The 23,338-nt window shown below is 67.2% G+C and carries 22 protein-coding genes; 8 read left to right on the forward strand and 14 right to left on the reverse strand.

Translation table 11 applies throughout. From position 1 onward, the window contains the following. Window positions 1–72: 72 nt before the first annotated feature. Together acpS and DK26_RS15835 are read right to left on the reverse strand one after the other, a co-directional pair. Window positions 73–480 carry a holo-ACP synthase gene (gene acpS, locus DK26_RS15830; protein WP_066474405.1) on the reverse strand — a complete coding sequence of 136 codons (408 nt, stop codon included), beginning with the start codon at window positions 478–480 and terminating at the stop codon, window positions 73–75. A 9-nt stretch (window positions 481–489) separates the two neighbouring features. Beyond that, window positions 490–1,242: a pyridoxine 5'-phosphate synthase gene (locus DK26_RS15835; RefSeq protein WP_066474407.1), complete on the reverse strand. Its 753-nt coding sequence runs from the start codon at window positions 1,240–1,242 to the stop codon at window positions 490–492. Window positions 1,243–1,389: 147 nt separating this feature from the next. Here DK26_RS15835 and DK26_RS15840 point away from each other — a divergent pair, with 147 nt between their 5' ends. From DK26_RS15840 to DK26_RS15850, 3 genes are all read left to right on the forward strand, one after another. After that, window positions 1,390–3,126, forward strand: coding sequence for an ATP-binding protein (locus DK26_RS15840; protein WP_157089682.1), 1,737 nt, complete (start codon window positions 1,390–1,392; stop codon window positions 3,124–3,126). Window positions 3,127–3,234: 108 nt separating this feature from the next. Then, on the forward strand, window positions 3,235–3,624 hold the full coding sequence (rpoZ, locus tag DK26_RS15845; protein ID WP_066474411.1) for a DNA-directed RNA polymerase subunit omega: 390 nt from the start codon (window positions 3,235–3,237) through the stop codon (window positions 3,622–3,624). Between the two features lie 185 nt (window positions 3,625–3,809). Beyond that, window positions 3,810–6,023: a bifunctional (p)ppGpp synthetase/guanosine-3',5'-bis(diphosphate) 3'-pyrophosphohydrolase gene (locus tag DK26_RS15850; protein ID WP_066475530.1), complete on the forward strand. Its 2,214-nt coding sequence runs from the start codon at window positions 3,810–3,812 to the stop codon at window positions 6,021–6,023. 120 nt (window positions 6,024–6,143) lie between these two features. On the opposite strand, the gene DK26_RS15855 is transcribed toward DK26_RS15850, so the two are convergent. Then, window positions 6,144–6,986, reverse strand: coding sequence for a LysR family transcriptional regulator (locus tag DK26_RS15855; RefSeq protein WP_248309990.1), 843 nt, complete (start codon window positions 6,984–6,986; stop codon window positions 6,144–6,146). Between the two features lie 111 nt (window positions 6,987–7,097). Here DK26_RS15855 and DK26_RS15860 point away from each other — a divergent pair, with 111 nt between their 5' ends. The 3 genes from DK26_RS15860 (at window position 7,098) to parC (ending at window position 10,806) form a co-directional block, all read left to right on the forward strand. Next, complete coding sequence (locus tag DK26_RS15860; protein ID WP_066474416.1) at window positions 7,098–7,481, forward strand: tautomerase family protein; 384 nt, start codon at window positions 7,098–7,100, stop codon at window positions 7,479–7,481. A gap of 239 nt (window positions 7,482–7,720) precedes the next feature. Next, a complete protein-coding gene (gene recO / locus DK26_RS15865; protein ID WP_066474418.1) occupies window positions 7,721–8,449 on the forward strand; it encodes a DNA repair protein RecO in 729 nt (242 codons plus the stop codon). A 110-nt stretch (window positions 8,450–8,559) separates the two neighbouring features. Then, window positions 8,560–10,806 carry a DNA topoisomerase IV subunit A gene (gene parC, locus DK26_RS15870; RefSeq protein ID WP_066474420.1) on the forward strand — a complete coding sequence of 749 codons (2,247 nt, stop codon included), beginning with the start codon at window positions 8,560–8,562 and terminating at the stop codon, window positions 10,804–10,806. Between the two features lie 198 nt (window positions 10,807–11,004). Here the strand turns inward: parC and DK26_RS15875 are convergent, their stop codons facing one another. After that, a complete protein-coding gene (locus DK26_RS15875; protein ID WP_066474421.1) occupies window positions 11,005–11,412 on the reverse strand; it encodes a DoxX family protein in 408 nt (135 codons plus the stop codon). A gap of 219 nt (window positions 11,413–11,631) precedes the next feature. Between DK26_RS15875 and DK26_RS15880 the strand changes: the two genes are divergently transcribed. After that, window positions 11,632–11,922, forward strand: a complete 291-nt coding sequence (locus DK26_RS15880) for a helix-turn-helix domain-containing protein (protein WP_066475531.1) — start codon at window positions 11,632–11,634, stop codon at window positions 11,920–11,922. An 88-nt stretch (window positions 11,923–12,010) separates the two neighbouring features. On the opposite strand, the gene DK26_RS15885 is transcribed toward DK26_RS15880, so the two are convergent. After that, window positions 12,011–12,643: a hypothetical protein gene (locus DK26_RS15885; protein ID WP_157089683.1), complete on the reverse strand. Its 633-nt coding sequence runs from the start codon at window positions 12,641–12,643 to the stop codon at window positions 12,011–12,013. A 62-nt stretch (window positions 12,644–12,705) separates the two neighbouring features. After that, window positions 12,706–13,686: a DUF2336 domain-containing protein gene (locus DK26_RS15890; protein ID WP_184231625.1), complete on the reverse strand. Its 981-nt coding sequence runs from the start codon at window positions 13,684–13,686 to the stop codon at window positions 12,706–12,708. Between the two features lie 307 nt (window positions 13,687–13,993). Here DK26_RS15890 and DK26_RS15895 point away from each other — a divergent pair, with 307 nt between their 5' ends. Beyond that, the gene (locus tag DK26_RS15895; RefSeq protein ID WP_248309991.1) at window positions 13,994–15,664 is read left to right on the forward strand and encodes a glucan biosynthesis protein; all 1,671 of its coding nucleotides are present in this window, start codon (window positions 13,994–13,996) and stop codon (window positions 15,662–15,664) included. A gap of 6 nt (window positions 15,665–15,670) precedes the next feature. Here the strand turns inward: DK26_RS15895 and DK26_RS15900 are convergent, their stop codons facing one another. From DK26_RS15900 to hemB, 8 genes are all read right to left on the reverse strand, one after another. Then, window positions 15,671–16,870, reverse strand: a complete 1,200-nt coding sequence (locus tag DK26_RS15900) for a UxaA family hydrolase (RefSeq protein WP_066474431.1) — start codon at window positions 16,868–16,870, stop codon at window positions 15,671–15,673. Then, window positions 16,867–17,181, reverse strand: a complete 315-nt coding sequence (locus DK26_RS15905) for a UxaA family hydrolase (protein WP_066474434.1) — start codon at window positions 17,179–17,181, stop codon at window positions 16,867–16,869. The genes DK26_RS15900 and DK26_RS15905 overlap by 4 nt, the downstream gene beginning before the upstream one ends. Next, window positions 17,181–17,828, reverse strand: a complete 648-nt coding sequence (locus DK26_RS15910) for an RraA family protein (protein WP_066474442.1) — start codon at window positions 17,826–17,828, stop codon at window positions 17,181–17,183. The genes DK26_RS15905 and DK26_RS15910 overlap by 1 nt, the downstream gene beginning before the upstream one ends. A gap of 182 nt (window positions 17,829–18,010) precedes the next feature. Continuing rightward, window positions 18,011–18,757, reverse strand: coding sequence for an arginyltransferase (locus DK26_RS15915; protein ID WP_066474445.1), 747 nt, complete (start codon window positions 18,755–18,757; stop codon window positions 18,011–18,013). Window positions 18,758–18,828: 71 nt separating this feature from the next. Then, a complete protein-coding gene (locus tag DK26_RS15920) occupies window positions 18,829–19,302 on the reverse strand; it encodes an RDD family protein (RefSeq protein WP_066474448.1) in 474 nt (157 codons plus the stop codon). A gap of 182 nt (window positions 19,303–19,484) precedes the next feature. Continuing rightward, a complete protein-coding gene (locus tag DK26_RS15925) occupies window positions 19,485–20,738 on the reverse strand; it encodes a threonine ammonia-lyase (protein WP_066474451.1) in 1,254 nt (417 codons plus the stop codon). A 21-nt stretch (window positions 20,739–20,759) separates the two neighbouring features. Further along, window positions 20,760–22,094, reverse strand: coding sequence for a branched-chain amino acid ABC transporter permease (locus tag DK26_RS15930; RefSeq protein ID WP_066474454.1), 1,335 nt, complete (start codon window positions 22,092–22,094; stop codon window positions 20,760–20,762). Between the two features lie 139 nt (window positions 22,095–22,233). After that, window positions 22,234–23,202 (reverse strand): porphobilinogen synthase, encoded by a 969-nt coding sequence (gene hemB, locus DK26_RS15935; protein ID WP_248310018.1) that lies wholly within the window; start codon window positions 23,200–23,202, stop codon window positions 22,234–22,236. Window positions 23,203–23,338: the final 136 nt, after the last annotated feature.

Genomic DNA, 23,338 nt, shown 5'->3' on the forward strand with positions numbered 1-23,338 from the left:
TTGGCCGTCTTTGGCACTGGCAGGCGCCAGCGCGAACCTTCAGTCGGCCGCCCGAGCAGGGCGGTCGGCTTTTTACTCGACGGGGATTGGCCGCGCCTCGATCACCACGAACGCTTGGGCCAGCGGCGGGTCGTCCGTCAGCGAGACATGGACGATCGCCTCATGTCCCGGCGGCGTCATCTTGGCGAGCCGCGCCGCCGCGCCCCCGGTCAGCTTCATGGTCGGTCGCCCGCCGGGCAGGTTGACCACTTCCATGTCGCGCCAGAACACGCCGTGGCTGATGCCGGTGCCGAGCGCCTTGGAGCAGGCCTCTTTCGCGGCGAAGCGGCGGGCATAGGAGGCCGCGCGGGTCGCCCTGCGATCCGATTTCGCCTGCTCGCCTTCCGTGAAGACGCGCTGCGTGAAGCGCGTCCCGAAACGCTGCAGCGAATTCTCGATGCGGCGGATGTCGCAGAGGTCGGAGCCGATGCCGAGGATCATAGACCCGCTTTATCCGGCGGTGCGGCCCTCGTCCATCGCCTGGCGCATCCGGGCGATGGTGGCTTCTAGGCCGACGAAGATTGCCTCGCCGATCAGGAAGTGGCCGATATTGAACTCGACGAAGTCGGGAACGGCGGCGAGCTTGCGCGCCGTGTCGTAGTCGAGCCCGTGGCCGGCATGGACTTCCAGCCCGAGCGAGGCGGCGAAGGCGGCGCCCTTGGCGAGGCGCTGGAACTCGGCTTCGGCCTTGGCGGAATGCCCATCGGCGACGGCGTGGCACCAGGTTCCGGTGTGGAGCTCGACGACGGGCGCACCGAGCTCGGCCGCCATCGCGATCGGCGCCTCGTCGGGCTCGATAAACAGCGAGACCCGGCAGCCGGCCGCTTTAAGACGGGCGATCGCGGGCGCTAGAGGCGCAGCCTGACCGACGACGTCGAGCCCGCCCTCCGTCGTCCGTTCCTCACGCTTCTCCGGAACCAGGCAGGCGGCGTGCGGCTTCAGCTTCTCGGCGAGGACGATCATCTCCTCCGTCGCCGCCATCTCGAAGTTGAGCGGCTTCGAAAGCTCGCGCGCCAGCCGCTCCATGTCGGCGTCGCGAATGTGGCGCCTGTCCTCGCGCAGATGCGCGGTGATGCCGTCGGCGCCGGCGGCGATAGCGAGATGGGCGGCACGAACCGGATCGGGCAGGGCACCGCCGCGTGCATTGCGCACCGTGGCGACGTGGTCGACATTGATCCCAAGGCGCAGGCGGTTCTTCGGCATCGTCACGGTCCCCAGCTCCACGCTAGCCTGTACGCCTTGGCCGGCGCCGGCTCAAGGCAACGGAATTGATCGGCATCTTCAGCGTTGTTGATCGATGGCGGGTACCGTGAGTATTCGCTCCGGATCCGCCCTTGCGGGAGCGAGCTGTTGTTAAGACCTGCGCGCTATTCTCTGGCGATGCAGTACTCCATCTCGGACCGAAAGCTCTTCGAAGCGGACGTTTCGCCGGATCGGCGCGACGCCAGCCAGCCGCCAGACCGTTCGCTCGGCCGGGTGGTATCGTGCTCCGGCGCACGCGCCACCATCGTCGCTGCTGTCACCGGGCCGGCACTCGGCCCGAACAATATCTGGGCCGTCGGCCGCCTGATCTCGATTAATCTCGGCGAAAGCCGGGTCGTCGGGCTCGTCTACCAGATGCGCGTCATGAGCTCGGGTTGGGACGAGAGCGGCGCGAATGCGATCGGCATCGACGTCGAGCTGCTCGGCGAGGTGGTCGACCTGCCAGACGGTAGCTGCCGTTTCCAGAGCGGCATCTCGACCTATCCGCCGCTGGGTTCCTTGGCGCATCGCATCCGCTCGCGCGACCTCGCCGCAGTCCACGATCTCGGCGAACATGAAGGCGCCGAGATCGGTACGCTGTCGCAGGACGGCGCAATCCCGGCAACGGTCAGCATAGAGCGCCTGCTCTCGCGCCATTTCGCCGTGCTCGGCACCACTGGCGTCGGCAAGTCGAGCGCGGTCGCGCTCCTCCTTCGCAAGGCGGTGGAAGCCAAGCCCAATCTGCGGGTGCTGATCCTCGATCCGCACAACGAGTACGCCCACGCTTTCCCCGAGAATTCGGTCCGCATCGACGCGCAGACGCTCGACCTGCCGTTCTGGACCTTCCGTTTCGACGAGTTCGCCGACATCGTCTTCCGCGGGCGGCCACTGGTCGAGGACGAGGCCGAGATCCTGCGCGAGGTGATCGCGGTCGCGCGCAGCCGCTACCGAAGCGGCGCGGCTCACGACATGGCGCGCGACCTCGGCAGCAGCGTACTGAAGCGGCCGCTCGACCTTGGCGCGCGCCGTCCGGCGGAAATGGGCGGCGCGGCCGGTCTGGCCGTGCCCTATAGGATTGCGGACCTCTTCGCCGCGATCGACGAGCTGATCGGCCTGCACGAACAGCGCTACCCGCGCGCCACGCTGCGGTCCCTGCGCGTGCGTCTGGAGACGCTGCACGCCGATCCGCGCTACGGCTTCCTCTTTGCCCATGCCAACAGCATCGAGACGATCGCGCCGGTGATCGGCCAGATCTTCCGCGTGCCGCATCAGGGCCGGCGGGTCACGGTCTTCCAGCTCGCCGGCCTGCCTTCCGAGGTGGTGAATGCGGTGGCCTCGAGCCTGGCGCGGCTCGCCTTCGACCTCGCAATGTCGAGCCGGGGCGGGTACGAGATTCTGCTGCTCTGCGAGGAAGCGCACCGCTACGTCCCGCAGAACCAGGCGCTGGGTTTCGCGCCGACGCGCCAGGCCATTGCCCGCATTGCCAGGGAGGGCCGCAAATACGGCGCCTATCTCGGCATCGTGACGCAGCGCCCGGGCGAGCTCGATCCCACGATCCTGTCGCAGTGCTCGACCGTCTTCGCCATGCGCCTCGCCAACGAGGCCGACCAGCAGATCATCCGCGCGGCGATCGCCGACGCCTCGGCAAGCACGATCGCCTTCCTGCCCTCGATCGGCAATCGCGAGGCCATCGCCTTCGGCGAGGCGGTGGCAACGACGATGCGCATGCGCTTCCTCGACCAGCGGCCGGAAGAGCTTCCGGCAATGGCCGGTCACGAGCCCGGCGCGGCGCGCCGACCGGAGCCCGGCCTGGAGGAACTCGTCGCTCGCATGCGCGGGCTGTAGGCCGCTTCTGACCGCATCTGCGAAAATCTTGCATCTGCGCGGCGCAAGCTGTAAGAGCGCCCTTCATCGTTTCCATCGCATCGACGACAGCTGGAAGGAGCCCGCGGGATGGCTCGCGTTACCGTTGAGGATTGCATCGACAAGGTCGAGAACCGCTTCGAGCTCGTCCTGCTCGCGAGCCATCGCGCCCGCATGATCGCGTCCGGCTCCTCGATCCTCGTTTCGCGCGACAACGACAAGAACCCCGTCGTTGCGCTGCGCGAGATCGCCGAAGAGAAGCTCACGCCCGAGGATCTCAAGGAAGACCTGATCCACTCGCTGCAGAAGCATGTCGAGGTCGACGAGCCCGAGGCCGATCCGGTGCCGCTGCTGACCTCGCAGTCGCATGTCGCCACCCCCGATTCGGAAGTCCAGTTCGACCGGATGAGCGAAGAAGACCTGCTGCGCGGCCTCGACGGCTTGGTGCCGCCGACCGAGAGCGCCGACGACGAGGACTGACCCCCGTCGCTCCGGCCGGGTGCCGGAGCGTAATGTGGAAAATCGTTGACGATGATCGCTAAAGCCCGGCGCTGCCGGGCTTTTTCATGCCCGCTGCGCAAGCAGGCGCCTTGCCGGCAGGCGCGCCCTTGCCGATATTGAACGGATTCAGGGAAGATGATCGGCGGAGCAGGGCCCGCATGGGCATGATGCGGCAATACGAGCTTGTCGACAGGGTCAAGCGCTACAATCCGAACACGGACGAGGACCTGCTCAACCGCGCCTATGTCTACGCCATGCGCGCGCATGGCACGCAGAAGCGTGCCTCGGGTGATCCGTTCTTCGCGCATCCGCTCGAAGTCGCGGCGCTGCTGACCGATCTCAAGCTCGACGACGCCACCATCGTCGCCGCCGTCCTGCACGACACCGTCGAGGACACCGAGGCGACGCTCGAGGAGATCGAGAATCTCTTCGGCCCCGACATCCGCCGTCTCGTCGACGGGCTGACCAAGATCAAGAAGCTCGACCTGGTCTCCAAGAAGGCGGCGCAGGGCGAGAATTTCCGCAAGCTGCTGCTCGCCATCGTCGACGATATCCGCGTGCTGCTGGTCAAGCTCGCCGACCGGCTGCACAACATGCGCACCCTGCATTACATGGCGCCCGAGAAGCGCCTGCGCATCGCCGAGGAGACGGTTGAGATCTATGCGCCGCTCGCCGGCCGCATGGGCATGCAGGAACTGCGCGAGGAACTCGAGGAACTCGCCTTCCGCCACATCAAGCCGGAAGCGCACGAGACCATCACCAAGCGGCTGGAGGAGGTGACCCAGCGCGAGGGGCGCGTCATCAGCGAGATCGAGAACGACCTCAAGGCCAAGCTCGCCGAGCGCGGCATCGAGGCGCAGGTCTATGGCAGGCGCAAGCGGCCTTACTCGATCTGGAAGAAGATGGAGCGCAAATCCGTCTCCTTCGAGCAGCTTTCCGACATTTTCGGCTTCCGCGTCATCGTCGATGCGCCGGAGGATTGCTATCGCGTGCTCGGCATCGTCCACATGACCTGGCCGATGGTTCCCGGCCGCTACAAGGACTACATCTCGACGCCGAAGCAGAACGATTATCGTTCGCTTCACACCACCGTCGTCGGCCCCGGCCGCCAGCGCGTCGAACTGCAGATCCGCACCGATAAGATGGATCGCGTCGCCGAATTCGGCATCGCCGCCCATGCCCGCTACAAGGACGGGCGCACCGCCGGCGCGATCGGCGAGGCGGATGAAAGCCGCGCCTATCAATGGCTGCGCCGCACCGTCGACCTCCTGGCCGAGGGCGACAATCCTGAGGAGTTCCTCGAGCATACAAAGCTCGAGCTCTTCCATGACCAGGTCTTCTGCTTCACGCCCAAGGGCCGGCTGATCGCGCTGCCGCGTGGCGCCACCCCGATCGACTTCGCCTATGCCGTCCACACCGACGTCGGCAACACCGCCGTCGGCGCGAGGATCAATGGCCGGATCGCGCCGCTCCTGACCGAGCTGCAGAACGGCGACGAGGTCGAGATCACCCGTGCCGAAGGGCAGGCACCGCCCGCCGCCTGGGAATCCCTCGCGGTCACCGGCAAGGCCCGCGCCGCCATCCGTCGTGCCACGCGGGCCGCCGTGCGCCGGCAATATGCCGGGCTCGGCCGCCAGATCCTCGAACGGGCCTTCCAGCGCGCCGAGCGGCCCTTCTCCGACGACAAGCTCAAGGCGGCGCTGAAACGCCTGGCCCGTACGGCCGTCGACGACGTTTTCGCTGCGGTCGGCCGCGGCGAGATGTTCTCGGGCGACGTGGTCAAGGCGGTCTATCCGGATCTCGAACCCGAGAAGCGCCTGGCGCTCGACGCCAAGGCCAAGGCGCCGGCCGGGAAGGGCTGGTTCGAGCTGCGCCAGGGCGGAGAGAACCTCAAGTTCAAGTTGCCGGAGGAGACTCCCGGCGCCGATGCGATCCCGATCCGTGGTCTCGGCGGCGACCTGCCGGTGCGCTTCGCGCCGGGCGGCGGCGCCGTGCCGGGCGACCGTATCGTCGGTATCCTGACGCCGGGCGAGGCGGTGACGATCTATCCGATCCAGTCGCCCTCGCTCGCCGCCTTCGACAACGAGCCGGAGCGCTGGCTCGACGTCCGCTGGGATCTCGACGACAGCCGCCCGCAGCGCTTCCCCGCCCGGATCATGCTGAATTCCATCAACGAGCCCGGCTCGCTCGCCCAGATCACCACGACGATCGCCGAGCACGACGGCAACATCGACGCGGTCCAGATGGTGCGCCCGACGCCGGACTTCACCGACGTCACCATCGACCTGACGGTCTGGGACCTGAAGCACCTCTCGGCGATCATCAGCGAACTGCGCGAGAAGCGCGTGATCAGCCGGGTCGAGCGGGTGGTGGCGTAAGATCAGTGCGTCATGGTCGGGCTTGTCCCGGCCATCCGCGTCTTCCCTCGGGCAGCGCGGTGTTCAAGACGTAGATGCTCGCCACAAGGGCGAGCATGACGGTTAGAGATACGGCTTTGCTCACCCCACCCGGAACGCGGCCGCCAGCTCCCTGACGAAGGCGTTGGCGCGCGGTGTCGAGACCTGGCTGCGCAGCACGACCTCGGAGGCGCCGAGTGGCGGCAGGCCCCAGTCCGGCCCGACATCGACCGCTTCGCGCGGCGCGATGCGCACGGCCAGCGGCGCGACGCCGAGCCCGCCGGCGACCGCCGCCAGGACGGCCGCCATGCCGCCGCCGATGAAGGCCTCGCGCCAGGTGATGCCTGCACGTTCGAGAGTGGCGACGGCGTGCAGGCGCAGCCGGCATTCCGCCACGAGATTGACCAGCGGCAACGGCCCGTCCGGCCGCGACAGGGATGGCAGCGCGAACCAGCCGAAGACGTCGCGGCGCAGCACTTCGCCGGTCCGCCCGGGGCCGAGGCGCCTGACGATCGCGACATCGAGCTCGCCGCGCTCATAGGCATCCTCCAGGGCCGCGGATGCCTCGATCCGCAGCCCGATGACGAGGCCGGGGTCGTGCCGTGCCAGTCTCGCGAGCAGGGCAGGAGCGTCGGCCCCCACCGCCTGCTCGCTGATGCCGATGGCGATCCTTTCCGCCGGCTGGGCGAAGGCGGCGAGTGCCCGCTCATGTGCCGCCATCAAGTCGCGCGCCGCCGGCAGGAAGCGCTCGCCCTCGGCGGTCAGCCGGACGAGGCGCGGATGCCGCTGCAGCAAGGTCTGGCCGAGGTATTGCTCGAGCCGCTTGATCCTTGTGCTGACAAGGGATTGCGCGGTGCCGAGCGCCTCGGCCGCCCGCGTGAAGCTGGTGAGCTCTGCCGTCCGCACGAAGGCGGCGACTGCATCGAGGTCTAGCGATCCCATCATAGATATAAAGTCCGTATCGCTGCTATCATAAGTGATACGGTTTTCGGATTTAATGGGCAAGCTTAGCTTGGCGGTATCGACGGTCACTTCGACCCAGCTATGGAGCCCCCTATGCCACTGATCCGCATCTCGATGCGCCGCGGCCATCCGGCCTCGCATCCCGCCGCCATCGTCGACGGTGTCTATCGCGCTTTGCGCGCGACCTTCGAGGTTCCCGAGAACGACCTGTTCGCCGTGGTCCATCAGCACGAAGCCGAGGAATTCGTCTTCGATGCCAATTATTTCGGCTTTCAGCGTTCCGACCGGCTGGTGATCATCCAGATCACCGTCGCCAATACCCGCGGCGTCACTCAGAAGAAGGCGCTCTACGCTGCGATCGCCGCCAATCTGCAGCGCGAGCCGGGGCTGAAGCCGGACGACATCTTCATCAACCTCGTCGAGGTCAAACGCGAGGACTGGTCCTTCGGTGGCGGCATTGCGCAATACGTAGCGTAGTCGTTAGGGCGAGGAGCCGCGGGAACCCTCTCCTGGAAGGAGAGGGCAGGGTGAGGTGCAGGCCGTCGAACCAGCGCCGCGAGCGCTGGTCGCATCGCCGCCGTCAGGCTCGCGATATCTCTCCCGAACACCTCACCCCTACCCCTCTCCTTGCAGGAGAGGGGATCCCGCGCTTCTGCTGACAACGTTGTGCGCATAGCCACTGGAAATGCCGGGGACGTTCGCCATAACTCTGCTCCATGGAATGGAGCGACGAGGGCACGATCATCGGCGTCCGCCGGCACGGCGAGAGCGCCGTGATCCTGGAGGTGATGACGCGTTTTCATGGCCGCCATCGCGGCCTGGTCCGCGGCGGCCGCTCCATCAGGCAGCAACCGGTGCTCCAGCCCGGCAATGCCGTTGCGCTGACTTGGCGGGCGCGGATCGACGAGCATCTCGGCGAATACAAGGTCGAGCTCCTGACCTCGCATGCGGCGAGGTTGATGGCGCAGCCTGTCGCGCTCTACGGGCTCGCCAGCATCGCCGCGCTGCTGAGGCTCTTGCCAGAGCGCGATCCGCACCCCGCCTTGCATGAAGGGCTCGGCGTGCTGATCGAGCATCTCGACGAGATCGGCCTCGCGCCGGCGCTGATCGTTCGTTTCGAGCTCGCCATGCTGGGAGAACTCGGTTTCGGGCTCGACCTCAACCGCTGTGCCGTGACGGGTGCGCGAGAGGAGCTGAGCCATGTCTCGCCGAAGTCTGGAAAGGCGGTGAGCCGCAAGGCGGCGGAGCCTTATCTGGACCGCCTTTTGGCCCTGCCACGCTTTCTCAGCGAAGGGCAGGGCGCGAACCGGCCCCTGCCGGCCGAGATCGCGGCGGGCTTCGCGCTGACCGGCCATTTCCTGCGACGATACCTTTATGAACCGCGCGGTCTCGCCGAACCGCCTGAACGAGTCCGGCTGCTGGAGCTGGCGACGAAAATCCACTGATTTTCGCAGTCTGTTCATCGGTAAACTTTGCAGTTGCCAGCGCAGGCCTGCATCTTCATGGGAAGTGATTCGCGGCCGGACGCGGCCGCAAAGTCGAGGTTGAGTGCACCATGGGTAAGCCTGTCGAGCCGCCGCCGGAGGAGGAATCCGAGCGCGTCGATCTGAAGACCGCGCTCGAGGAGCGCTATCTCGCCTATGCGCTCTCCACCATCATGCACCGCGCTCTGCCGGATGCGCGCGACGGACTCAAACCCGTCCACCGCCGCATCCTGCACGCCATGCGCCTGCTCCGGCTCGATCCCGGCCAGGTCCACAAGAAATGCGCCCGCATCGTCGGCGACGTCATCGGTAAGTTCCATCCGCATGGCGACCAGTCGGTCTATGACGCGCTGGTGCGTCTCGCGCAGGATTTCGCCCAGCGCTATCCCCTCGTCGACGGACAGGGCAATTTCGGCAACATCGACGGCGATAACGCCGCCGCCTATCGCTATACCGAAGCGCGCATGACCGAGGTCGCGCGCCTCCTGCTCGATGGCATCGAGGAGGACGCGGTCGATTTCCGCGAGACCTATAATGGCGAGGACGAGGAACCGGTCGTCCTGCCGGCCGCCTTCCCGAACCTCCTGGCCAACGGCTCGCAGGGCATCGCGGTTGGCATGGCGACCTCGATCCCGCCGCACAACGCCGCCGAGCTCTGCGACGCCGCGCTCTATTTGATCCAGCACCCGGAGACGACCTCCGAGCAATTGATGACCTTCGTGCCGGGACCGGACTTCCCGACGGGCGGCATCATCGTCGAGAGCCGGGCCTCGATGATCGAGACCTACACCACCGGCCGCGGCGCCTTCCGCACCCGCGCCCGCTGGGTGAAGGAGGAGCTGGAACGCGGCGCCTGGCAGGTCGTCGTCACCGAGATTCCCTACATGGTCTCGAAGGGGCGCCTGATCGAGAAGATCGCCGAGCTCCTGAACGAGCGGAAGCTGCCCTTGGTCGCCGATCTGCGCGACGAGTCGGCCGAAGACATCCGCATCGTCATCGAGCCGCGCGCCCGCAATGTCGATGCCGCCCTGATGATGGAATCGCTCTTCCGGCTCTCCGAGCTCGAAGCGCGCGTTCCGATGAACATGAACGTGCTGACCGGCGGGCTGGTGCCGCGCGTGCTCGGCCTCAATGAGGCCCTGCGCGCCTGGCTCGACCATCGGCGCGACGTTTTGCTGCGCCGTTCTCGCTTCCGTCTCGGCCAGATCGAGAAGCGCCTCGAAATCCTGCGCGGCCTGCTGATCGTCTATCTCGATCTCGACCGGGTGATCAAAATCATCCGCGAGGAGGACGAGCCGAAGATCGAGCTGATGCGCTTCTTCGATCTCACCGAGATCCAGGCCAACGCCATCCTCGACACGCGCCTGCGCGCGTTGCGCAAGCTCGAGGAGATGCAGCTCAAGACCGAGCTCGACGAGCTGACCGCCGAGAAGGGCCAGATCGAAGGCCTGCTCGCCTCCGAGGCGACGCAGTGGAAGACCATCTCCTGGGACATCCGCGAGGTGAAGAAGCTGTTCGGGCCGGAGACCGAGATCGGCAAGCGCCGCACCAGCTTCGCCGACATGCCCGAGACCACGGAGGTCGACCTGACGCAGGCCATGGTCGAGCGTGAGCCGGTGACGGTGGTGATCTCGAAGAAGGGCTGGATCCGGGCACTGAAGGGCCATGTCCAGGACCTGTCGAGCCTCTCCTTTAAGGGCGATGACGGCCTGCGCACCGCCTTCTTCACCGAGACGACGGCGAAGATCCTGGTAATGGCGACGAACGGCAAGGTCTTCACGCTCGAGGCTTCGAAACTGCCTGGCGGGCGCGGCTTCGGCGATCCGATCCGGCTGATGATCGAGCTGGAGGAGAGCGCCGAGATTGTCGCCGCCTTCCCCTACCGGCCGGGGCTCAAGCTGCTGATGGCGACGACCGAGGGGCGCGGCTTCGTGGTCTCCAGCGACGACATCGTCGCCAACACCCGCAAGGGCAAGCAGGTGCTGAACGTCGACGCACCGGTCGAGGCGATGCTCGCCGTGCCGGCCGAGGGTGACCATGTCGCGATCATCGGCCAGAACCGCAAGCTGCTCTGCTTCCCGATCTCGGAAGTCGCGGAGATGAGCCGCGGCAAGGGCGTCAAGCTGCAGCGCTACAAGGATGGCGGGCTTTCCGACGCCAAGGTCTTCACCCTGGCCGACGGGCTGACCTGGCTCGACACTTCGGCCCGCACCTGGACGGTGCCGCAGGCCGAGCTGATCGACTGGCTCGGCCATCGCGCCGAATCCGGCCGGCTGCCGCCCAAGGGCTTCCCGAAGAACAACAAGTTCGGCGGGTAAGCGAGGCAGCAGCCGGCTGGTTGCCCGGCGCTATCGACCGGTCTGCTGCGGCGTCGGCCAGCCGACCGAGCGGCCGAGGTCGGTGGTGTGGCAGGCCGAGAGGGCGAGCGCCAGCAGGCTGGCGGCAATCAGGCGTGACATGAAACTGCTCCGGTGGGTTGTGCAGGGTGGGTGAACGGGACGGCGCGCCGCGCTGGCTCAGTCTTGGCCGGGTGGCGGCGATCTGAGCGCGGCTTCGATCGTGCGCCGATGCGCGCCGGCGACCAGCAGGCAGAGGGCGAGCAGGGCCAAGGCCGGTAGCGGCGAGCCGGGCAGGACCGTGAGATGTGTCAGGGCGGCGCCGGCCATGGTCGCTGCCAGCAGCAGGGCGGCAAACCCGGCGAGCGCAGGCAGGAGCAGCACAGCAGCGCCCGCGAGCTCGATCGCCCCGGTCAGATAGCGGAACCATTGCCCGAGGCCTATCGTGCCGAAGGCCTCGACCATTGGCTGGGCACCGGCGAGCTTGGCGCCGCCAGCGGCCGCGAAGATGGCTGTGAGAACCGCCTTGACGGCCCACAGGGCGAGCCTGCGCCAGCGCGGAGCTTCCGGGATTTCATGGGCTGGCATCGGTCTCTCCGGGGAATTCCACAAGGCGCGATCGGCGGTTGTTCGCTTTCGCCACATGGAATTCGGGAGTAGAGATCGAAATGACAAGTAGGACGGATTTACTGGTATAGTATGAAAAACGAGACTAATGGGATCGAGCCGTCGTCCGTCGGGGTGGAGCACCCTGCGGAACCAGATACTTGTCCGAGCGTGGAGGTGGTCGAGCAGTTCCATGCCGCCATGCGCATGCTGACCGGCAAGTGGAAGGCCGACATCCTCTGGCGGCTCGGGCATGGCACGCTGCGCTTCGGCGAGCTGCGGCGCGCGATTCCCGGCATCACCCAGCACATGCTGACGACACAGCTTCGGGATCTGGAGGCGCATGGCCTCGTCAGGCGCACGATCTACCCGGAGGTGCCTCCGCGCGTGGAGTACGAGCTGACGCCGTCAGCCCGCGATCTCGGCCCGGTGTTCAACGAGATCAGGATCTGGTCCGACAAGCACGCGATCGCGCTCAGCCCACCGATTTGAGCACGCTGGATCGAGCTTATTTCTGCTGATCGATCAAGGAATTGCGCCGATCTGATGAATCGGTGTGCCAGCGTCTTGAATCAAGCTCTCAGCGGATCGACTGGCCGACCAGCCCGACTTCCAGCCCGAGGGTCAGCTTGTCGGTGACCGCCCATTCGACGCCGGCCCGCGCTTCCGGCCTGACCGCGATGTCCGAGCGCGAGAAGGGCGCCGAGAACGGTGTTGCGCCGTAGCGGTAGGTCTCGTTGGCGGCGGCCATACCGAGCTTGGTGTAGAGCAGCACGTCGGGCGTCGCGAGCACGCCGGCCTTGATCTGGAAGGCGCCGGCAATGTCCTGCGTGTAGCTCGCCTGGCCGAAGCCGGGATTGTTGTAGCCGCCGAAGCCCGGCGCATATTCCAGCGCTCCGACGATGCCGTAGACGAAGTCGCCGTCGCGCCACATCTTGCCGCCTTCGAGCCCGATTGTCGGGCCGGCGGAGGTGCCATAGTGCCTCGAACTGGTGACCTGGAAGCCGGTAGAGATGCGCGCGTAGGAGCCCTCCCATTTGACGCCGCCCGGCGCCAGCGTCGGCGCCGACCAAGCGAAGCTCGGCAACGTCGCAAAGCCCATGAAGGGCAGGAAGGCTTGTGCCTGGGCGGGTTGGCTGGCGAAGGCAAGGCCCGCAAAGCCGGCGATGACGGCAAGGCCTCTCACTCGTGCCATGACTGCGGGCGCGCTCATTCTCATGGTCTAGCAGGAGAGGGAGCGATTGTCGCGCTTTTGTGGCGGGACGGCTGGCCGCATCAGGCGACCTTGGTCTTCAGCCGCAGGAAGCGCATCGTCCGGTCGGCGGTCGCGGCATCGAGCCTGCCATAGTCGCGCAGATCATCCTCGATCGTCTTCGCCGCGAAGAAGAGCCGCCGCCCGCGCAGGCTGAGCATCGCCCGGAAGGTATCAGTGTCGAGGCTGAGCGCCCGGGCGAGCACGGCGATGCCGCTGACGTCGCGCTGGAGCAGCACCCGCAGCGCCTGCTCGTTGCTGATCTCCGCGGCCGAGGCGAGGACCTGGGCGAGGTGGAAGGCCCGGTCTTCGTCGGCGAGCAGCGTCACGACTTCGGCGAGCGTGCGCACCTGGGCCCGCAGGTCGGCCAGCAGCAGCTTGACCTCGAGCCGCTGCTGCCGCGCCTGTCTGGCGAGGTCGGCGGAATCCTTGCTGCGCTCTCCCTGTTCGGCGACCTGCTCGACGATACGCAGCACGCGCTGGACCCGCTGCGGCGAGAGGTCGCTGCGGCGCGCCAGCGCCTCACCGACCGCGGCGTCGTCGCCGCCGCGCTGGAGCAACCGGTCGAAGCCGTGGTCGGAGAACTGCGCGCCTTCATTGCCGCTGACCGTTCGCAGCACGCCGCTGTCGCCACGCTCGACCAGGATGTCGGTGACGCTTTCGGAAAGGCGGGCGCGCTCGGCGATCGCCGTCAGATGCGCCTGCGTCTGGCTGACGGCGATGGCGGCGAGGTCGGTGTCGGTCAGGACCGGCGAGAGCTTCAGCACGAGCTTCGCCACTTCGGAATCGGTGTCGCTCGCGAGCGACACCGCAACCTCATGCGGCAAGCTTGGCGTCGCCGCGACACTGTCGGCGTATTGCTTGCGGTCTTCGCTCTCGAGATGCGGCAGGGTGCGCAGCGCGATGTCGCCATAGTGCGACTTGGAGGTGTCGCTGGGTTCACCGTCGAGCAGGAACAGGTCGGTCACGGCATTGAGGAGCTGGCGCCGCGAGTCCGATGACATGTCTGCCGGCATGCGGGAAAGCGACTGCAACATGGGTAGGTCCGGCCATTATGAGCGCGCGACGCCGCGAGCGAAGACCGCAACCTGCCTCAGGTCCATTTGATTTAGTCTTAAGCCGACCGGCCAATTTGGGTCGTTCGCCAAGTATTGTGCGCGCATGCGTCAAGGGGACCCACAGGGGGCTTCCTGCGAGGTCCGCCCCGGAACTTCCTCCCGACCGCCACGTTTTCGCGGCACGGGTCACGGCATGGTGACGGCCGACGGATCTTACCCGGAGCTTTGCGTGAACTGTCCTGCCCGAGATGATGTGCGTCTTCCCGAAATGTTGCAGCCGCCGCGCCGGGAGGCGGCGGCCAGCCCGCCTTCGCGCCGCTCGATTCTCGCGCTCCTCGCCTCGACCGCCATGCTTGCTCCACCGGCGCTCGCCCAGAACCCAGCTACGCCATCGGGCAGGAACGCAGCGGACGGCCAGCCGCCGGGTACGCCGCGCCCCGGTACTTTCAGCTATGCGGAGGTCGTCAATCAGGCACGCATCCTGGCCGAGCGCCCTTTCGACGACGCGCAGCCCGATATTCCGGACTCGCTGAGGGCGCTGACCTATGACAGCTATCGCGAGATCAGGTTCCGCCGCGACAAGGCGCTCTGGCAGAATGACGGAACGGATTTCCGTCTGCAGCTCTTCCATCTCGGCTTCCTGCACGACCGGCCGGTCCAGATCCACGTCGTGTCGAACGGCAATGCGATTCCGATTCCCTACAACATGGCGCTGTTCGAGTTCGGCAAGGCGCCGGTGCCGCAAAAGCTGCCGGTGTCGCTGGGTTTTGCCGGCTTTTCCGTCACGACGACGCTGAACAGCCTGAAGCTGCAGGACGAGGTGATCTCGTTCCTCGGCGCCAGCTATTTCCGCTTTCTTGGGCGCGGCCATCGCTACGGCCTGTCGGCACGGGCGCTCGCGCTCGATGTCGGTGGCGAGGCGGATGAGGAGTTTCCGTTCTTCCGTTCGCTCTGGCTGGAGCGGCCGAAACCGGAAAGCGTCGATCTCGTCGTTTATGGACTGGTCGATTCACCCTCGGTCAGCGGAGCCTTCCGCTTCGTGGTGACGCCCGGCCCGCAGACCAGCATCGCGGTGACGGCGACGATCATTCCGCGCAAGCCGATCCAGCGCATCGGCATCGCGCCGTTGACCTCGATGTTCCTCGCCGGCGAGGGGGACCGCGAGCAGCGCACCGATTTTCGCCCCGAGATCCACGATTCCGACGGGCTGATGCTCCATACCGGCGTCGGCGAATGGATCTGGCGGCCGATCCGCAACCCGAAGGCGCTGGCCATCTCCTCCTTCCACGATAGGAACCCGCGCGGCTTCGGCCTGATCCAGCGCGACCGCGAGTTCGGCCATTACCAGGATCTCGAGGCGCACTACCATGCGAGGCCGGGCTACTGGATCGAGCCGGTGGGCGAATGGGGCGAGGGCCGCGTCGACCTGATCGAGATCCCGACGCAGGGCGAGGAATTCGACAACATCGTCTGCTGCTGGACGCCGAAGACGCCGCTGGAGCCGGGGCGCCAGACCGAGCTGAGCTACCGGATGACGAGCGTCTCAACGACCGAGACCTTGCACGGCATGGGTCAGGTCCAGAGCAGCTTTGCGACCGACGATGCGGTGGATGCCGCTGCCGGGCTGGTCCGAAGGCGCTTCATCGTCGATTTCAACGCCGGCGATCTCGAATTTTACCTAAGCGATCCCAAGCGTGTCTCCGCGGTGGCCACGGTCTCGGTCGGCTCGGTCACCAACACGATCCTCGATCCCAATTATGCGGCGAAGGGCTTCCGGGCGATCGTCGACGTCGCGCTGCACCCCGGCGAAAGCACTGATCTGCGCCTCTTCCTGCGGACGCCGTTGCGCTCGCTGACGGAGACCTGGACTACCGGCTGGTCGGCTCCCGGCTCCGCACCGCCGCCGGCCGCCAGCGGCGGCTGAGCGGCTTCAGGCGGCCGGCAGGCAGGCCGGGCCGAGCGGCTCGAAGCTCTTATAGGTCAGGATGAACTCCTGGTGCCCGAGCTCTTCCGATTTGGTCCGTGCGCCCTGCGCCAGCGAGACGACGAGGTCGCGGATCTCGGTGCCGACCTCGTCGAGGCTCGCCCGCCCTTCGAGGATGCGGCCGGCATCGACATCCATGTCGTCGCTCATCCGGCGATAGGTCTCGGGATTGGCGCAGATCTTCACGACCGGCGAGATCGCCGAGCCGACGACCGAGCCACGGCCGGTGACGAACAGCACGCAATGCGCGCCGCAGGCGATCAGTTCGGCGATCTCGGCATTGTCGTTGATATTCGGGAAGCCGAAGCGGACTTCGCCGTCCGGCACCACGTCGAGCAGATAGAGCCCGCCATGCGGCGGCACGTCGCCCGGCTTGATCAGCCCGGAGATCAGCGATGCCCCCGACTTGGCATAGGCGCCCATCGACTTCTCCTCGATGGTCGAGAGCCCACCCTCGGCGTTGCCGGCGGCGAAGGAGCCGTAGCCCAGCGTCGCATAGTAGCGCGCCGCCTTGGCGACCGACTTCTCCAGCTCGGCGCCGAGTTCGGGCGTGATCGCGCGCGCCGCCATGATGTGCTCGCAGCCGATCAGCTCGCCGGTCTCCTCGAAGATGCAGGCGGCGCCCTCGGCGATGAGCTGGTCGAAGGCGCGGCCGGCGGCCGGATTGCCGGTGATGCCGGAGGTGCCGTCGGAGCCACCGCAGACAGTGCCGATCACCAGCTCGCTCACCGCCATCGGTACGGTTTCGGTCTCGTCGAGCAGGGCACGCGCCTCCTCGACCCAGGCGCGGCCCTCCTTGATCGAGGCGCGGGTGCCGCCGGTGCCCTGGATGACGATGGTCTTGACTGGCCGGCCGGTCGCGCGGACGACCCGCTCCAGCGCGTATTTGTTGAAGCTCTCGCAGCCGAGCGAGATCAGCAGCACCGCCCCGACATTGGGATGGGTGCAGAGCTGCTCCATCATCCGCTCCGCATAGGGGTTCGGATAGCAGCCGGGGAAGCCGATCGCGTGGACCTCGTTCTCGCGCCAGGGCAGGGCGATCTCGCGCGCGACGTGGTGGGCGCATTCGACGAGATAGGCGACCGCCACGACATTGCGGATGCCCTTGCGGCCGTCGCTGCGCAGATAGCCCTTGAGCCCGCTCATTGGGTCGCTCCCGCCTTGCGTTCGTCCTCGAGATGATAGGTCGGCGTGTAGTCGCTCTTCATGTTCTGGACATGAACATGGCTGCCGGCGGCGATGGCGATGGTCGCCACGCCGATCGGCGCGCCGTATTTCAGGATCTTCTCGCCGGGCGCGATCGCCCGGCGCGCGACCTTGTGTGCCAGCGGCACATCGCGGTCGAGCGTAGCCGCGCCCGTTCCGGTCTCGATCGCCTCGCCGGCTGGCAGGCGGGTGCGCGCGACGAAGACGTTGTCGCGGGCGTCGAGCAGGATCAGGCGCGGGTCATGGGTCATCAGAACTTGCCGAACTGCAGATAGGCCTGCTGGGGATCGGTTCCGGCGAGGATCGCGGTGCGGACCTTGTTCTCGGCCGTGATCGCGGTCTCGGACTTGGTCAGCACTTCCTCGATGATCTCGGCCGGGATGCGCACGACGCCATCACGATCGGCCAGGATGTAGTCGCCCGGACGGATCCAGACATCGCCGATCTTGATCGGCTCGTCGACCGCCTTGGGCTGCCAGAAGCCGACGATGTCGCGCGGCGTATAGGCCTTGAAATAGACCTGATAGCCCATGTCGATCATGAACTCGGTGTCGCGGGCGAGGCCGTCGATGACGCAGCCGCGCACGCCCTTGTTCTTCAGCGTCTCGGCCGAGAGCTCGCCCATCAGCGCGCAATCCTCGGTGTTGGGCTGGCAGACCCAGACATGGCCGGGCTTGGCGCGCGAGAGCAGGCCGGTCCAGGCGAGCAGCGTCTCATGCGCGTCGAACTCGCCGGTCTTGCCTTCCAGGGTGAAGGCCGGACCCGCCAGCTTGGTGCCGGGCAGGAGCGGACGCAGTTCCGGCGGCAGGGTGAAGTCCTTCAGCCCCATTTCGCGCAGGATGTCGTGGATCACGCCGGTGTAGCAGCGCTCGAGGCGCTCGGTCAGCTGGTCGACCATGTTTCCTCCAATACGGGCAGCCAGAGAGAGCGGCGGCCTTCGCGGCTAGCTATCGCCCGTTGCTTCCTGCCCGGGCAAGTGCTCGTTCTGCAGGTCCGCCGTGCACATCAAACGATTTAGATATCGCTGCGCCGGGGGTAGACATGCCTCCCACGTTTTCCAGTGCTGGTGCCACGCAGCGATCAGCCGACGCGTTCCCAGCCTTGCGGCATCAGCCGCTCCTGCGGAAGGAAGCGGGCCTTGTACGCCATTTTCGGCGAACCATCGACCCAGTAGCCGAGATAGACATAGGGAAGGCCGAGCTTGCGGGCGCGCTCGACATGGTCGAGCACCATGAACGTGCCGAGCGAGCGCAGCTCTAGATCGGGATCGTAGACCGAATAGACCATGGAGAGCCCGTCGCTCAGCCGGTCGGTCAGCGCCAGCGCGTAGAGATCGCCCTGGCCGCGCCCGGTGAAACCGCTGTCGGGGCCGCGCCGGCGATACTCGACCAGGCTGGTCTCGACATGGGTGTCCTCGATCATCATTGCGAAGTCGAGCGCCGACATCGTCGCCATGCCGCCTTCGGGGTGGCGCACGTCGAGATAGCTGCGGAACAGCGAGTAGTGCTCCGAGCGCGGCTGCGGCGGCAGGGCCTCGCCGATCAGGTCGCTATTGCGCGACAGCACCTTGCGGAAGCCGCGGGAAGGACGGAAATCATCGACGACGATCCTGACGGAGATGCAGGCCCGGCAGGTCTCGCAGGCCGGACGATAGGCGATGCTCTGCGAGCGCCGGAAGCCGCCCTGCGAGAGCACGTCGTTGAGGTCGCGCGCCCGGCCGCCGACGAGATGGGTGAACACCTTGCGCTCCTCGCGGCCCGGCAGATAGGGGCAAGGTGTCGGCGAGGTCAGATAGAATTGCGGAGCATCCCGCAGGGGCCGCGTCACGTTCGAAGGGCTCCGTCAATCGCTCCCCGCAAGTGTAGCATTCGCGACGGCGGCAACAAGCGCCTCGCGGCTCAGGCGCGCACCACGACGAGCCCGGTCAGCAGATCGTGACCGAGGCGCCGGTCCGAGCGCGCCAGGCCGCAGAGAATGTCGAGGAACCAGAGCGCCACCGTGCCGGCCGCGACATAGAAGAAAAGCGCGTGCACCGCGGCCGCCAGCGCATCCGGGCGTCCACCGGAGGCGGTCTCGACCCGAAGGCCGGCCATGCGCATGCCGAGCGTCGCCTGCTTGCGCCCGCCGACGGTGATGGCGGCGTAGCCGAGCGCCACCGCGATCGTCGCGCCGCCCATCAGCAGCCAGGTCAGACCGAAGGTGACGATGCCGAGGATGCCGAGCAGGACGAGGACCATCCAGGTCAGGAAGAACAGCACGACGACGTCGCCGATCCAGGCGAACAGCCGCGAGCCCAGCACGCCGCGCGTATCCTGCACCCGGCGCTCCTCCATGGGGAGCGTCTGCTGGCGATAGGAAGAGGGCTGGCTCATCGGGTGGTCGACCTTCCTTTGTCTGTGCGGGCAGCCTGCTGATCGGAATTGCCGCCCGCTCCAACAATGTTTGATCAGCCTCCCGGTTCCGCAAGTCCGCGATGTCGAAAAGTGCACGCGGCTTTCGCCCAGGATCACGCGCTAGTTCGTTGAGAAGGAGACCGATTCACGCTCCCGAAGTGTCACTGACCGGAGCGATCGATCTCCTGGCCGCGTGGATAGATGCGCCGCGGCGCGAAGCCTTCCTTGCACAGTGCCTGCTCGATCGCCGCGGTATGGTGCTCGTCGCGGGTTTCGACGGTTACGTCGAGCGTCACGCCCTTGGCCGGCACGTCTAGGAAGAGCCGGCCATGGCTGACTTCCAGGATGTTGGCGCCTAGCGTGCCGAGCAGGCTCGCGACCTTGCCGAGCAGGCCCGGCCGGTCGCTCGCCGTCAGGCGGAAGGCGGCGATGCGCTGCTCGCGCTCGAGTTCGCGCACCATGATCGCGGCGAGCAGCCGCGTGTCGATGTTGCCGCCGGTGAGAACGAGCCCGACCTTGCGGCCGCGATAGCGCTCGGGCTGCTGCAGCATGGCGGCGAGCCCGGCTGCGCCGGCGCCCTCGGCGAGCGTGTGCTGCAGCGAGGCATAGGCGTTGACGGCGCGCTCGATCAGGTCTTCGCCGACCAGCACGATGTCGGAGACCAGCTCCCTGACGATCGGCAGCGTCTGCACGCCGACCGTCTTGACCGCGATGCCTTCGGCCAATGTTGCGCCGCCGATCGGCAGCTCGGCTGCGTGCATGGTGTTGTGGAAGGACGGGTAGAGCGCGGCCTCGATCCCGATCAGTTCGATCCCCGGCTTCAGCGCCTTGGCGGCGACCGCATTGCCGGCCATCAGCCCGCCGCCACCGATCGGGATCAGCAGGACGTCGAGATCGGGCGCCTCGCGCAGCATTTCGAGCGCGACCGTTCCCTGGCCGGCCATCACCGCTGCATCGTCATAGGGGTGGACGAAGACCAGCCCCTTCTCCTGCGCCAGCTTGCGGGCCTGCTCGGCCGCTTCGAACAGGGTTTCGCCGAAGAGCACGACCTCGGCGCCATGGGACCGCGTGTTCTCGATCTTCACTAGCGGCGTCGTCTCCGGCATCACGATCGTCGCCGGGATGCCGAAGCGCCTGGCGTGATAGGCGACCGCCTGGGCGTGATTGCCCGCCGACATCGCGATGACGCCGCGGCGCTTCTCCTCGTCGCAGAGGCTGAGCAGCTTGTTCACCGCCCCGCGCTCCTTGAACGAGGCGGTCGCCTGCATGTTCTCGTGCTTGACCAGGACCTCGGCCCCGGTCAGGGCCGAGAGGCGTGGTGCCGGCATGAGCGGCGTCTTCAGCACATGGCCTTCGATGGTGCGCGCCGCAGCCTCGATATCGGCGAAGCTGACGGCGAATGCGGTCTCTGCCACGTTTTCCCCCCGGAGCGCTTTTCAGACTTGGCGTGGCGACAGCGCGCCGTCGCCGAAGAAGCCGCCGGGACGCAGGATCAGCGTCACGGCGAGCAAGCTATAGACGGCGATGTCTCGCTGTTCGAGGGGCATCGCCGTCGACCAGGCCATCTCGAAGGCGGCGATGGCGAGCCCGCCTAGGCAGGCGCCCGGCACCGAGCCGATGCCGCCGAGCACGGCCGCGACCAACGCCTTCAAGCCGAGCGTGAAGCCGCCGGAAAAGCCCATGCCGCCATAGATCACCGTGACGATCACGCCCGCTGCGCCGCAGGCCGCGCAGGCGATGACGAGAGCCCGGTCGTGCACGGCCCGCACATCGACCCCGAAGAGGGCCGCAGTGCGGGCATCGTCTGCTACCGCCCGCCAGGCCCGGCCATAGGCCGAACGGCGAAGATAGCGCATCAGCGCCAGCGCCGCTGCGAGCCCCGCCGCCGTCATGGCTAGGCCAACCGGCGTGGTGGTGACGATGAAGTTCTCGGCGCGCGCCAGCGGCAGGGGCTCGTTGAACACCGGCGGCAGCCAGCGCAGCTCGACGCCCTGGGCAAGGCGCAGATATTCGGAGAGTGCGATGGCGAGGCCGATCGTAGCGATCAGCACCTGCTGACCATTGGCCTTGTCGAGATGGCGCAGCACGAAGCGGCCCATGGCGAAGCCGTGGATGGCGCTGACCGTGATGGCGACCAGGAAGGCGATGGCGAGGCCGGAGGCCGGGGTCGACGGCGCGAGTGAGAAGACGAGCGCGACGCCGACCACGGCCGCGGCGGCGCCCAGCGCGGAGAACTCGCCGAAGGTCAGGACGATGCGGCCGTTCAGTCCGTAGATCAGAGCGTAGGCGCTAGCGAGCAGGGCGTAGATCGCAGCCGAGGGCAGGGCGGCGAGGGCCTGCTGAAGGAGATAGGCCGCCCCCGGCGGGAGCGATGGAAGATGCGCGACCGATGCCGCTTCCGGATCGACCGGCGGTTCGGCCTTGTACTCGAGGTAGAAGCGCCGCAGCAGCAGGAAGCTCGCATCGGTCATCGGCCGCCCGTCCGAGGCCAGGCCGGCGAGCGCGCCGCGCTGCAGCCGCGTGCCCTCGCCGGCGAAGATGCAGTCTATGGTGCGGCGCCTCGGCTGCGTGTCCGGGCGCTCGACCCGGTAGACGATGCGCAAAATGCCGGAGCGCGGGCCCTGGCCGCTGCCTTCGATCACGATGGTGCTGTCGCCGGGGTTCAGCGCAGGGATCGCCAGCCGGCAGGCGCGCCGCTGGTCGGTGTCGAAGCGCTGCCCGCAGGAGGCGAGCGCCAGGCAGAGCAGAATCGACGTGAGCAGCGCGCGCATCGCGGCGCAGGCTAGCGCGCTTCAAGGCTGCGCGGAACACGGCTTCTGCGGAGCGTCATGCTCGGGCCTGACCCCGAGCATCGCTTTCAGGAGATTGTCGGGCCTGCGCTTCGCTTCGCCCGAGAATGACGGCGTTTGCTCAGCCGCGCGCCTTCAGCATCCGGGCCACCTTCGGCGCGAAATAGGTCAGGACCCCGTCGGCGCCGGCACGCTTGAAGGCGAGCAGGCTCTCCAGCATCGCCTTGTCGCCGTCGAGCCAGCCATTATTGGCGGCAGCCATGATCATCGCGTACTCGCCCGAGACCTGGTAGGCGAAGGTAGGCACCGCAAAAGTGTCCTTCACCCGCGCCACGACGTCGAGATAGGGCAGGCCGGGCTTGATCATCACCATGTCGGCGCCTTCCTCGAGATCGAGCGCCACCTCGGCGATCGCCTCGTCGGAATTGGCCGGGTCCATCTGATAGGTGCGCTTGTCGCCGATCAGCGTGGCGTTGGTGCCGATGGCGTCGCGGAACGGTCCGTAATAGGCCGAGGCGTATTTGGCCGCATAGGCCATGATCTGCACGTCCTCGAGCCCGGCGCTGTCGAGCCCGGCGCGAATCGCGGCGACACGCCCGTCCATCATGTCGGAGGGGGCGATCACGTCGGCGCCGGCCTCCGCCAAGGCGAGGGCCTGCTGCGTCAGGATATGGACGCTGGCGTCGTTCATGATCTTCTCGCCGTCCATGACGCCGTCATGGCCATGCGAGGTGTAGGGGTCGAGCGCGGCGTCGCAGATGATGCCGATCTCCGGCACAGCCGCCTTGATCGCTCGGACGGCCCGGCACATCAGGTTGCGGCTGTTCAGCGCTTCCGAGCCGGTCGGGTCGCGCAGCTCGCGCTCGACGAAGGGGAAGGGGGCAATGGCCGGGATGCCGAGCGCGGCGGCTTCTGCTGCCTGCCGAACCGCCTCGTCGATGTTGAGCCGGTCGACGCCGGGCATCCAGGCGACCGGCGAGCGCGCCTCGTGCGAATCCATCAGGAAGATCGGCCAGATCAGATCGTCCACCGTCAGCAGGTTCTCGCGTACCAGCCGGCGTGACCAGTCGGCCTTGCGGTTGCGGCGCATGCGGCGGGTGAGGCCGAGCGAGGTCGAGGTCGGGGCCTCGACCAGTCTTGCTTGCGGGGCGGGAAAGGACCGCACAACCCGAGATGCCATGAACGCCTCCAACCTGCCCGACGGCAGTCTTGAGCGTTGCTTTAGC

Source organism: Allobosea sp. WAO (assembly GCF_001509835.1).
In the GTDB taxonomy this organism is placed as follows: domain Bacteria; phylum Pseudomonadota; class Alphaproteobacteria; order Rhizobiales; family Beijerinckiaceae; genus Allobosea.

Coding starts and splice junctions, on each gene's coding strand:
- acpS (WP_066474405.1), bottom strand. CDS start 480: ATGATCCTCGGCATCGGCTCCGACCTCTGCGACATCCGCCGCATCGAG.
- DK26_RS15835 (WP_066474407.1), bottom strand. CDS start 1,242: ATGCCGAAGAACCGCCTGCGCCTTGGGATCAATGTCGACCACGTCGCC.
- rpoZ (WP_066474411.1), top strand. CDS start 3,235: ATGGCTCGCGTTACCGTTGAGGATTGCATCGACAAGGTCGAGAACCGC.
- DK26_RS15850 (WP_066475530.1), top strand. CDS start 3,810: ATGATGCGGCAATACGAGCTTGTCGACAGGGTCAAGCGCTACAATCCG.
- DK26_RS15855 (WP_248309990.1), bottom strand. CDS start 6,986: ATGATGGGATCGCTAGACCTCGATGCAGTCGCCGCCTTCGTGCGGACG.
- DK26_RS15860 (WP_066474416.1), top strand. CDS start 7,098: ATGCCACTGATCCGCATCTCGATGCGCCGCGGCCATCCGGCCTCGCAT.
- recO (WP_066474418.1), top strand. CDS start 7,721: ATGGAATGGAGCGACGAGGGCACGATCATCGGCGTCCGCCGGCACGGC.
- parC (WP_066474420.1), top strand. CDS start 8,560: ATGGGTAAGCCTGTCGAGCCGCCGCCGGAGGAGGAATCCGAGCGCGTC.
- DK26_RS15875 (WP_066474421.1), bottom strand. CDS start 11,412: ATGCCAGCCCATGAAATCCCGGAAGCTCCGCGCTGGCGCAGGCTCGCC.
- DK26_RS15880 (WP_066475531.1), top strand. CDS start 11,632: ATGCGCATGCTGACCGGCAAGTGGAAGGCCGACATCCTCTGGCGGCTC.
- DK26_RS15885 (WP_157089683.1), bottom strand. CDS start 12,643: ATGAGCGCGCCCGCAGTCATGGCACGAGTGAGAGGCCTTGCCGTCATC.
- DK26_RS15890 (WP_184231625.1), bottom strand. CDS start 13,686: ATGTCATCGGACTCGCGGCGCCAGCTCCTCAATGCCGTGACCGACCTG.
- DK26_RS15900 (WP_066474431.1), bottom strand. CDS start 16,870: ATGAGCGGGCTCAAGGGCTATCTGCGCAGCGACGGCCGCAAGGGCATC.
- DK26_RS15905 (WP_066474434.1), bottom strand. CDS start 17,181: ATGACCCATGACCCGCGCCTGATCCTGCTCGACGCCCGCGACAACGTC.
- DK26_RS15910 (WP_066474442.1), bottom strand. CDS start 17,828: ATGGTCGACCAGCTGACCGAGCGCCTCGAGCGCTGCTACACCGGCGTG.
- DK26_RS15920 (WP_066474448.1), bottom strand. CDS start 19,302: ATGAGCCAGCCCTCTTCCTATCGCCAGCAGACGCTCCCCATGGAGGAG.
- DK26_RS15930 (WP_066474454.1), bottom strand. CDS start 22,094: ATGCGCGCGCTGCTCACGTCGATTCTGCTCTGCCTGGCGCTCGCCTCC.
- hemB (WP_248310018.1), bottom strand. CDS start 23,202: ATGCGCCGCAACCGCAAGGCCGACTGGTCACGCCGGCTGGTACGCGAG.